Raw genomic sequence first — 8,836 nt, 5'->3', positions numbered from 1 at the left:
AGTTTCCCTTCGGTCTTGCGTTTCCGACTCTATCAGACTCTTTCGTGTCCGATTTCCTCGGTGCCTTTCAGGTTTCCGCTCCGGCCTTTCGGCTTTCGCGTTTCCCTTTCCGGCGGTTCCGACTCTATCAGATCCTTTCGGGCCTGATTCCCAGTCAGCGGGAGTTTGCCTTCCCGGCTGTTGGGCCGTTCCGACGTCCCAGACTTTAGCGGATTCCCCCCGGCGGCTCCTAATCGGGCCACCGAGTCCACCGTGAATTGAATTCGGGCGTGCCGAATTCGCTCCCGGTGGGAGATCGTGCTGCTTGTTTGGGTGCCGCTTGAGCGGCGGAGGTGCTGCCACGGGGCCGACTGGCCGGGTGACAACTCGGAGGACTCTAGAGATCTCCGTGCCCTGTGTCAATTCGGCCTACTGAGGCCCCTGGGCCGAGGGGTCCACTGTCGCCTGGTGCTCCTGGGCGAGGTGCTCCTCGGCCTTGAGCCAGGGCAGGAACTGGGCCGGTTTTCGCCAGCCGCAGGTGTCGCATCTGATGGTGCGGCGCGGGCCCGAGCGCTGTACCCGCACCGTGTGCTCCCGGCCGTGCTGGTCCCAGCGGCTGACCTTGCTCGTGGTGGTGTTCGGCAGCATGACGCCTCCTCCGCGGCCCCTGTGGGCGCGCTTTCCGCAAGGAGTGTGCAGCAAGAGCAATATCAACAGGGGGGTTTCTGTGGTGCGTTGTGTGTCTCGCCGACGTCCGCGGCCGCCCGGCAACGACGGAAGCGGCCCAGGAGCGCGATGTGCACGCTCCTGGGCCGCTTCTGTGGCGGGGGCCCTTAGAGGGTTCAGGCCTGGGTTCAGCAGCCGACGAGGCGCGTCGCCAGGTAGCCCTCGATCTGGTCGAGGGAGACACGCTCCTGCTTCATGGTGTCGCGCTCGCGGACCGTGACGGCGTTGTCGTCGAGGGTGTCGAAGTCGACGGTGACGCAGTACGGCGTACCGATCTCGTCCTGGCGGCGGTAGCGGCGGCCGATGGCGCCCGCGTCGTCGAAGTCGATGTTCCAGTTCTGGCGCAGCGCGGTGGCGAGTCCCTTGGCCTTCGGGGACAGCTCCGGGTTGCGGGAGAGCGGGAGGACCGCGACCTTCACCGGGGCGAGGCGGTGGTCGAAGCGCATGACGGTGCGCTTCTCCATCTTGCCCTTGGCGTTGGGCGCCTCGTCCTCGACGTAGGCGTCGAGCATGAAGGCGAGCATGGAGCGGCCGACACCGGCGGCGGGCTCGATGACGTACGGGGTGTAGCGCTCGCCGGCTTCCTGGTCGAAGTAGGAGAGGTCCTGGCCGGAGGCCTTGGAGTGCGCGGAGAGGTCGTAGTCCGTGCGGTTGGCGACGCCCTCGAGCTCGCCCCACTCGTTGCCGCCGAAGCGGAAGCGGTACTCGATGTCAGCGGTGCGCTTGGAGTAGTGGGAGAGCTTCTCCGCCGGGTGCTCGAACCAGCGCATGTTCTCCTCGCGCATGCCGAGGCCGGTGTACCAGTTCCAGCGCTGCTCCATCCAGTACTCCTGCCACTTCTCGTCCTCGCCCGGCTTGACGAAGAATTCCATCTCCATCTGCTCGAACTCGCGGGTGCGGAAGATGAAGTTGCCGGGCGTGATCTCGTTGCGGAAGCTCTTGCCCATCTGGGCGATGCCGAACGGCGGCTTGCGGCGAGAGGTCTGCTGGACGCTGGCGAAGTTGGTGAAGATGCCCTGGGCGGTCTCGGGGCGCAGGTAGGCGATGGAGCCGCTGTCCTGCGTGGGGCCGAGGTGCGTGGAGAGCAGGCCCGAGAACTGCTTGGGCTCGGTGAAGGTGCCCTTGTTGCCGCAGTTGGGGCAGTTGAGGTCGGTGAGGCCGTTCTCCGGCAGCTTGCCGTGCTTGGCCTCGTACGCCTCCTCCAGGTGGTCCGCGCGGTACCGCTTGTGGCAGGAGGTGCACTCGGTGAGCGGGTCGGTGAACGTGGCGACGTGGCCGGAGGCCTGCCAGACCTCGGTCGCCAGGATCACGGACGAGTCGATACCGACGACGTCCTCGCGCGAGGTGACCATGTAGCGCCACCACTGGCGCTTGAGGTTTTCCTTCAGCTCGACGCCCAGCGGCCCGTAGTCCCAGGCGGCGCGCTGGCCGCCGTAGATCTCGCTGCACGGGTAGACGAAGCCACGGCGCTTGCTGAGGCTGACGATGGTGTCGATCTTGTCGGCGGCCACGGTGCTCTCTTCATTACGACGACGACGAAGCTGCTGCTTCAGAGCGAATGCGAATGCTTCAGGTTACCGGCGGCGTGGGGCTCCGGATCAAATCGGTTGGGGGTCCTGAGCCCGGGCTGGGGTGGGATGCCCGTTTCGATGCGATCGCGGCGACAGCTTGTTGACAATCGTTTCCAGATTTGTTGAAAATGAGTGTCATGAACGTACGACGCCTCATACCCACCGCCGCTGTCGCCTCCGTCACCGTGCTCGGCCTCACGGCCCTGTCGGCCTGCTCCGCCTCCTCGGGTGACGGCAGGAACAGCGACGGCAAGCTCGCGGTGGTGGCGTCGTTCTATCCGATGCAGTACCTCGCGGAGCAGATCGGCGGGGACCACGTCGCCGTCACCAATCTGACCAAGCCCGGCCAGGAGCCGCACGACCTGGAGATCAGCGCCAAGCAAACCGCGCAGCTCCAGGACGCGGGCGTCGCCCTCTATCTCAAGGGCCTCCAGCCGGCCGTCGACGACGCGATCCAGCAGTCCGGGATCAAGACCAAGGTTGATGCGGCCTCCCTGACGCATCTGGAGAAGCACGGCACCGAGGTCGGCGGGCACGCCGAGGAGCACGACCACGAGCACGGCTCGGAGGGCGGCAGTGACCCGCACATCTGGCTGGACCCGGTGAGGTACGCCGAGGTCGCCGAGGGCGTGGGCAAGGCCTTCGAGAAGGCCGACCCGGATCACGCGGCGGCGTACAGGAAGAACACCGCGGCGCTGGTCGGCAAGCTCGACGGGCTCAACACGCGGTTCAAGGACGGGCTGAAGGACACCGGCTCGAAGGTGTTCATCACGACCCATGCGGCCTTCGGCTATCTGGCCGAGCGGTACGGGCTCACCGAGGAGGCCATCAGCGGTCTCGACCCGGAGAGCGAGCCCAGCGCGGCGCGCGTGAAGGATCTCCAGAGCATGGCGAAGGCCGACGGGGTGACCACGATCTTCTACGAGACGCTCGTCAGCGACAGGACGGCGAAGACCCTCGCGGGCGACGCGCACCTCAAGACCGATGTGCTCGACCCGCTCGAGGGCATCACGGACAAGTCCAAGGGCGACGACTACATCCAGGTGATGGATTCGAATCTGAAGGCCCTGCAGACGGCGCTCGGCGCCAAGTGACCACGGAGGACAGCGGCATGGACGCATCGGTGAAGGCCGGCGAGCCCGTCATAGCCCTGCGCAGCGTGACGGCCGAGCTCGGCTCGCGTCCCGTGCTGCGCGGCATCGATCTGACCGTGCGCCGCGGTGAGGTCGTGGCCCTGCTCGGCGCCAATGGTTCGGGCAAGTCGACGGCCGTCCGTACGGTGATCGGGCAGGTGCCGGTCAGCGGCGGCGAGGTCGAGATCTTCGGTACGCCACGGCGGCGGTTCCGGGACTGGGCGCGGGTCGGGTACGTGCCGCAGCGGACGACCGCCGCGGGCGGTGTGCCGGCCACGGTCACCGAGGTCGTGTCCTCGGGGCGGCTGTCGCGGGCCCGGTTCGGGCTGCTGCGCAAGGCCGACCGTGAGGCGGTGCGCCGGGCGCTGGACCTGGTCGGGATGGCCGACCGTGCCAAGGACTCGGTGGACGCGCTCTCCGGCGGCCAGCACCAGCGCGTGCTGATCGCGCGTGCCCTGGCCTCCGAGCCCGAGCTGCTGATCATGGACGAGCCCATGGCGGGCGTCGACCTGGCGAGCCAGGAGATCCTCGCTCAGACGCTGCGGGCGCAGGTCGCGGCAGGTGCCTCCGTGCTGCTCGTCCTGCACGAGCTGGGTCCCCTGGAGCCGCTGATCGACCGCGCGATCGTCTTGCGCGACGGCTGTGTCCTGCACGACGGGCCGCCGCCCGAGGCGGTGGGCCAGCACGCGCTGCCGGGCCACGACCACGTCCACCCGCACACCTCGGATCTCACCCCCGTACGCACAGGACTGCTGAGCTGACATGGAATTCCTCGACTCCGCCTTCATGCAGCGGGCCCTGCTCGCCGCGGTCCTGGTCGGCATCACCGCCCCCGCGATCGGCATCTATCTCGTCCAGCGCAGGCAGGCCCTGATGGGCGACGGCATCGGCCATGTCGCGATGACGGGCGTCGGCCTCGGCTTCCTGCTCTCCACGTCGCCCGTGTGGATGGCGATGGCCGTCTCCGTGGTCGGCGTGGTGATCATGGAGCTGATCCGCTGGTACGGGAAGACGCGCGGCGACATCGCGCTCGCGATGCTCTTCTACGGGGGTATGGCGGGCGGCGTGATGCTGATCAACCTCGCCCCCGGCGGCTCCACGGCGAATCTGCAGAGCTATCTCTTCGGTTCGCTGTCGACCGTCTCGCAGAGCGACCTCGTGGCGATCTGTGTCCTCGCCGGGTTCGTCGCCCTGGTCACGATCGGTCTGCGCCGGCAGCTGTTCGCGGTCAGCCAGGACGAGGAGTTCGCCCGGGTCACCGGCCTGCCGGTGCGCGTCCTGAACCTGCTCGTCGCGGTGACCGCGGCGGCGACCGTCACCGTCGCGATGCGCGTCGTGGGCCTGCTCCTGGTGTCGGCGCTGATGGTGGTCCCGGTGGCGGCGGCGCAGCAGCTGACGCGGAGCTTCGCGGCGACGTTCGCGATCGCCGTCGCCATCGGCGTCACCACTACGCTGGGCGGCACCATCACCAACTACTACGTCGAGATCCCGCCCGGCGCGACGATCGTGCTGCTGACCATCGCGGCGTTCATCGTCTTCAGCCTGATCGCCACGCCGCTGGCCAGGCGCAGGGCACGGGCGGCGGCGAGCGCGGCCGGTGACCCGGCGGAGTGCGCTATTCCGGGCCGGATCCCCGGTCAGGCCGGGGCCGAGGTCTGACCCGGGCCCCGCGCGGCCTGGCACAATGGGCCGCCGGCAGTAAATCCGAGGAGGCAACAGTGGGAGCCCCGGTTCGAGGCAGGTCGACCCGCCAGCGTGCGGCCGTGGCGGCGGCGCTCGACGAGGTGGACGAGTTCCGCAGTGCCCAGGAGCTCCACGACGTCCTCAAGCACAAGGGTGACTCGGTGGGTCTGACGACCGTCTACCGCACCCTGCAGTCCCTCGCCGACGCGGGCGAGGTCGATGTCCTGCGCACGTCCGACGGCGAGGCCGTCTACCGGCGCTGCTCCAGCGGCGAGCACCACCATCACCTGGTGTGCCGGGTGTGCGGCAAGGCGGTCGAGGTCGAGGGGCCGGCCGTGGAGAAGTGGGCCGAGGCGATCGCCTCGGAGCACGGGTATGTGAACGTGGCGCACACGGTGGAGATCTTCGGTACGTGCGCGGAGTGCGCGCGCGCCGCCGCGGAGAGCTGAGCGCCGTTTTTCTTTCGCGTGCTGTGGGGGGTACTTCCGAGTACCCCCCACAGCCGTTTGATCAGCTGTTGGCGATCTGTTCCTCGTTCGGGATGGCGCCGCCGAAGCGGCGGTCCCGGGAGGCGTACTCGAGACAGGCGCGCCACAGGTCGCGGCGGTCGAAGTCGGGCCACAGGACGTCCTGGAAGACCATTTCGGCGTAAGCGCTCTGCCACAGCAGGTAGTTGGAGGTGCGCTGCTCGCCGCTGGGGCGCAGGAACAGGTCGACGTCCGGCATGTCCGGGTAGTAGAGGTACTTCGCGAAGGTCTTCTCGCTCACCTTCGACGGGTCGAGGCGGCCCGCCTTCACGTCCTCGGCGATGGCCTGCGCGGCGTCGGCGATCTCGGCGCGGCCGCCGTAGTTCATGCAGAAGTACAGGGTCAGCTTGTCGTTGCCCTTGGTCTGCTCCTGGGAGATCTCCAGCTCCTGGGCGACCGACTTCCACAGCTTGGGCATACGGCCCACCCAGCGCACCCGCACGCCCAGCTCGTCGAGCTGGTCGCGGGTCTTGCGGATGAAGTCGCGGTTGAAGTTCATGAGGAAGCGGACCTCGTCGGGTGAGCGCTTCCAGTTCTCCGTGGAGAAGGCGTAGAGCGAGATTGCCCCGACGCCCATCTCGATCGCGCCCTGGAGGACGTCCATGACGCGCTCGGCGCCGACCTTGTGGCCCTCGGTGCGCGGCAGTCCGCGCTCCTTCGCCCACCGGCCGTTGCCGTCCATGACGATGGCGACGTGCTCCGGTACCAGCTCGCCGGGGATCTTCGGCGGCCGCGCGCCCGTCGGGTGCGGTTCGGGCGTCTTGTACTCACGGCGGGACCGTCCGAGGATTCCGCGACGTGCCATGTGGGCTCTCCCCTAGCTCAGTTCTAGCTTTTCTCTACGTAACGCAGGGAGCGCAGTCCGCGCTCCAGGTGCCAGTGCAGATACGCCGACACCAGTCCGCTGCCCTCTCTGACGAAGCGTGCCTCGCACGCGTCCGCCGTCTCCCAGTCGCCGGTCAGGAGCGCGCCGAGGAGGATGAGGGCCTGCGGTGAGGGTACGACGCTGCCCGGTACCCGGCAGTCGACGCAAACCGAGCCGCCCGCGCCGACGGAGAAGAACCGGTTGGGGCCCGGGAGGCCGCACTTCGCGCAGTCGCCGAAACTCGGGGCATAGCCGTTCACGGCGAGGGAGCGCAGCAGGAAGGCGTCGAGGACGAGGTGGGGTTCGTGCTCGCCCCTGGAGAGGGTCCGCAGTCCGCCGACCAGGAGGAGGTACTGCTGGACGGCCGGCTCGCCCTCGTGGTCGGTGAAGCGTTCCGCGGTCTCCAGCATGGCGGTGCCGGCGGTGTAGCGGGCGTAGTCGCTGACGATGCCGCCGCCGTAGGGGGCGATGGTCTCGCTCTGGGTACACAGGGGCAGTCCGCGCCCGATCAGCTCGCTGCCCCGGGCGAAGAACTGCACGTCGACGTGCGAGAAGGGCTCGAGCCGCGCCCCGAACTTGGACTTGGTCCGCCGCACACCACGCGCCACGGCGCGCACGCGCCCGTGATTGCGAGTGAGCAACGTGATGATGCGGTCCGCTTCACCCAGCTTCTGGGTGCGCAGCACGATGCCGTCGTCGCGGAACAGGCTCATCGCACGCCGCCACGGGTGTCCGGCTGGGGGTACGGGGGTCGCCCCCCGGGAGAAAACAGCATGATGCGGTCCGCTTCACCCAGCTTCTGGGTGCGCAGCACGATGCCGTCGTCGCGGAACAGGCTCATGCGCCTATTCTCGCCTACGCCGAAGGGGTGGGGGCCGGGGACCTACGAAGGGGTGCGGTCACGGGACCTCCCAAGGTGGAGTCAGGGGACCTCGCCGCGGCTCCTCGCGTTCGCATAGGCCGTTGCCGCCCGCAGCCGCTCGGAAGTCGTCGCCACTCGCACCGTGTCCGGGGCACAGTCCCATTCGCGGCCGCCGCCGAAGGGCCGGAGCTGTACGTACGGACCCTCGTGCCCCATGACCCGGCCCACCTGTCCGGTGCTGATGTCGACGGCGTAAGAACCGATTGGCGGCTTCATCGGCGTTGGCTCCTGTCCATACGTTCCGTGCGTTTCCCGGCGGGCGGCGGCGTCAACCGAAACAACGGCCCCATTCCACGAGCAGACACGGGACGTGGCGCTGAATCGTCAGCGGGGTGACGCGAGAGGCAATTCCCGACCTCCGGCGCGGGTATTCGCCCAGCCCTTCCCGCACCTTAGATCGCATGCCCGGGCCGCCGTTCCGCCCACGTCAGGTGGCTCCCCGCCGCCGTCGGATTTCACGCTTCCCGCCCCGGCGGGTACGCGCGCCAATTAGAGTGGGAACGACCTCTGGGCTCTATGTAGCGAGGGCGAATTCGAACACCCTATTCGGAACGGGGATGCTCGATGCTGTTTGAAGCCGGGGGAATGCGCGCGCGTAACTCCACAGATATCCAGCGCGCTCACTCGACGCCTCTCGTCTCCTGTTCCGCGCGTGCCTCGATGCCCCGGAAGTGATGGGCCATGGCCCGCTGCGCGCCGACGGCGTCCTGGGCGCGCAGGGCGGTGACGATGTCGCGGTGGCGGCTGACGGTGACGTCGGGGTCGGGGTCGCTGGACCAGGAGCGCGCGCCGGCGACGCGGTCGAAGACGTTCCAGAACGCGCCGAGGAGCTGCGGGATCAGCTCGTTGCCCAGCGAGCCGTACAGGGTCTCGTGGAAGTCCCTGTCGAGGTCGGCGAAGGGCTCGTCGACCTGGCCCGCGGCGGCCATTTTCCGGACGATGTCGTCGAGCCGGTCGAGGATCTCCGGCGGGAGCGGAGCCGCGGCGACCCTGCGGATCAGGCCTTCCTCGAGGATCTCGCGGACCTGGAGGATCTCGGCGAGGGCGTGCGCGTCGGCGGCGGGGCGCAGCAGGGTGCGGAACGTGAGGCCGTCGGCGAGCGGGGTGAGGGAGGCCTGGCCGACGTAGGTGCCGTAGCCGTGTCTGATCTCGACGATGTCGAGTGCCTGGAGTGCCTTGAGGGACTCGCGTACGGAGTTTCTGCTGACGCCGAGCGATTCCATCAACTCGGCCTCGGTGGGCAGCAGTTCGCCGGGCCGCAGCCCTCTGTCCAGGATGAGCTGTGTGACCGCGCGCTGGACCTGCTGGCTGACGCGGCGGTGCCGGATCGCCGGGTTCCTGGGCTCCTCAGACATGCGCCGCATCGTAGGCGCAGCAGACGTCCCACGTCCCATGTCGGGACCAAACTTCTTCCCGCCCAGCTCCCGGAG

At 68.5% G+C, this 8,836-nt stretch carries 11 protein-coding genes; 4 read left to right on the top strand and 7 right to left on the bottom strand.

Translation table 11 applies throughout. From position 1 onward, the window contains the following. Window positions 1–408: 408 nt before the first annotated feature. Window positions 409–627: a hypothetical protein gene (locus CG723_RS17335; RefSeq protein ID WP_100594289.1), complete on the bottom strand. Its 219-nt coding sequence runs from the start codon at window positions 625–627 to the stop codon at window positions 409–411. 206 nt (window positions 628–833) lie between these two features. Continuing rightward, the gene (locus tag CG723_RS17330; RefSeq protein ID WP_100594288.1) at window positions 834–2,216 is read right to left on the bottom strand and encodes a glycine--tRNA ligase; all 1,383 of its coding nucleotides are present in this window, start codon (window positions 2,214–2,216) and stop codon (window positions 834–836) included. A gap of 197 nt (window positions 2,217–2,413) precedes the next feature. Between CG723_RS17330 and CG723_RS17325 the strand changes: the two genes are divergently transcribed. Genes CG723_RS17325 through CG723_RS17310 form a run of 4 tightly spaced genes read left to right on the top strand, consistent with a single transcriptional unit; the run spans window position 2,414 to window position 5,541 of the window. Continuing rightward, window positions 2,414–3,370 carry a metal ABC transporter substrate-binding protein gene (locus CG723_RS17325; RefSeq protein ID WP_100594287.1) on the top strand — a complete coding sequence of 319 codons (957 nt, stop codon included), beginning with the start codon at window positions 2,414–2,416 and terminating at the stop codon, window positions 3,368–3,370. Window positions 3,371–3,387: 17 nt separating this feature from the next. Beyond that, a complete protein-coding gene (locus CG723_RS17320) occupies window positions 3,388–4,170 on the top strand; it encodes a metal ABC transporter ATP-binding protein (RefSeq protein ID WP_100594343.1) in 783 nt (260 codons plus the stop codon). A gap of 1 nt (window position 4,171) precedes the next feature. Then, window positions 4,172–5,068, top strand: a complete 897-nt coding sequence (locus CG723_RS17315; RefSeq protein ID WP_100594286.1) for a metal ABC transporter permease — start codon at window positions 4,172–4,174, stop codon at window positions 5,066–5,068. 59 nt (window positions 5,069–5,127) lie between these two features. Further along, window positions 5,128–5,541: a Fur family transcriptional regulator gene (locus CG723_RS17310; RefSeq protein WP_100594285.1), complete on the top strand. Its 414-nt coding sequence runs from the start codon at window positions 5,128–5,130 to the stop codon at window positions 5,539–5,541. A gap of 61 nt (window positions 5,542–5,602) precedes the next feature. Here the strand turns inward: CG723_RS17310 and CG723_RS17305 are convergent, their stop codons facing one another. The 5 genes from CG723_RS17305 to CG723_RS17285 all read right to left on the bottom strand — a co-directional run bounded on the left by CG723_RS17305 (window position 5,603) and on the right by CG723_RS17285 (window position 8,770). Next, window positions 5,603–6,424, bottom strand: coding sequence for an isoprenyl transferase (locus tag CG723_RS17305; protein ID WP_100594284.1), 822 nt, complete (start codon window positions 6,422–6,424; stop codon window positions 5,603–5,605). A 23-nt stretch (window positions 6,425–6,447) separates the two neighbouring features. Then, window positions 6,448–7,197 carry a DNA repair protein RecO gene (gene recO / locus CG723_RS17300; RefSeq protein WP_100594283.1) on the bottom strand — a complete coding sequence of 250 codons (750 nt, stop codon included), beginning with the start codon at window positions 7,195–7,197 and terminating at the stop codon, window positions 6,448–6,450. Beyond that, window positions 7,194–7,325, bottom strand: coding sequence for a recombination protein O N-terminal domain-containing protein (locus CG723_RS47570; protein ID WP_234374349.1), 132 nt, complete (start codon window positions 7,323–7,325; stop codon window positions 7,194–7,196). Before CG723_RS47570 ends, recO begins: the two co-directional genes overlap by 4 nt. A gap of 81 nt (window positions 7,326–7,406) precedes the next feature. Next, complete coding sequence (locus tag CG723_RS17290) at window positions 7,407–7,622, bottom strand: hypothetical protein (RefSeq protein WP_100594282.1); 216 nt, start codon at window positions 7,620–7,622, stop codon at window positions 7,407–7,409. 404 nt (window positions 7,623–8,026) lie between these two features. After that, window positions 8,027–8,770, bottom strand: coding sequence for a FadR/GntR family transcriptional regulator (locus CG723_RS17285; protein ID WP_100594281.1), 744 nt, complete (start codon window positions 8,768–8,770; stop codon window positions 8,027–8,029). Window positions 8,771–8,836 lie beyond the last annotated feature (66 nt).

It is taken from the genome of Streptomyces sp. CB01635, assembly GCF_002803065.1.
Taxonomy (GTDB): Bacteria; Actinomycetota; Actinomycetes; order Streptomycetales; family Streptomycetaceae; genus Streptomyces.
Note: the sequence above shows the minus strand (reverse complement) of the source record. Positions and strands in the feature narration are given on the sequence as shown.

Bases quoted from the DNA above. Each gene is read 5' to 3' on its own strand.
- CG723_RS17325 (WP_100594287.1), top strand. From the start codon at position 2,414: ATGAACGTACGACGCCTCATACCCACCGCCGCTGTCGCCTCCGTCACC.
- CG723_RS17335 (WP_100594289.1), bottom strand. From the start codon at position 627: ATGCTGCCGAACACCACCACGAGCAAGGTCAGCCGCTGGGACCAGCAC.
- CG723_RS17285 (WP_100594281.1), bottom strand. From the start codon at position 8,770: ATGCGGCGCATGTCTGAGGAGCCCAGGAACCCGGCGATCCGGCACCGC.
- recO (WP_100594283.1), bottom strand. From the start codon at position 7,197: ATGAGCCTGTTCCGCGACGACGGCATCGTGCTGCGCACCCAGAAGCTG.
- CG723_RS17305 (WP_100594284.1), bottom strand. From the start codon at position 6,424: ATGGCACGTCGCGGAATCCTCGGACGGTCCCGCCGTGAGTACAAGACG.
- CG723_RS17320 (WP_100594343.1), top strand. From the start codon at position 3,388: ATGGACGCATCGGTGAAGGCCGGCGAGCCCGTCATAGCCCTGCGCAGC.
- CG723_RS17315 (WP_100594286.1), top strand. From the start codon at position 4,172: ATGGAATTCCTCGACTCCGCCTTCATGCAGCGGGCCCTGCTCGCCGCG.
- CG723_RS17290 (WP_100594282.1), bottom strand. From the start codon at position 7,622: ATGAAGCCGCCAATCGGTTCTTACGCCGTCGACATCAGCACCGGACAG.
- CG723_RS47570 (WP_234374349.1), bottom strand. From the start codon at position 7,325: ATGAGCCTGTTCCGCGACGACGGCATCGTGCTGCGCACCCAGAAGCTG.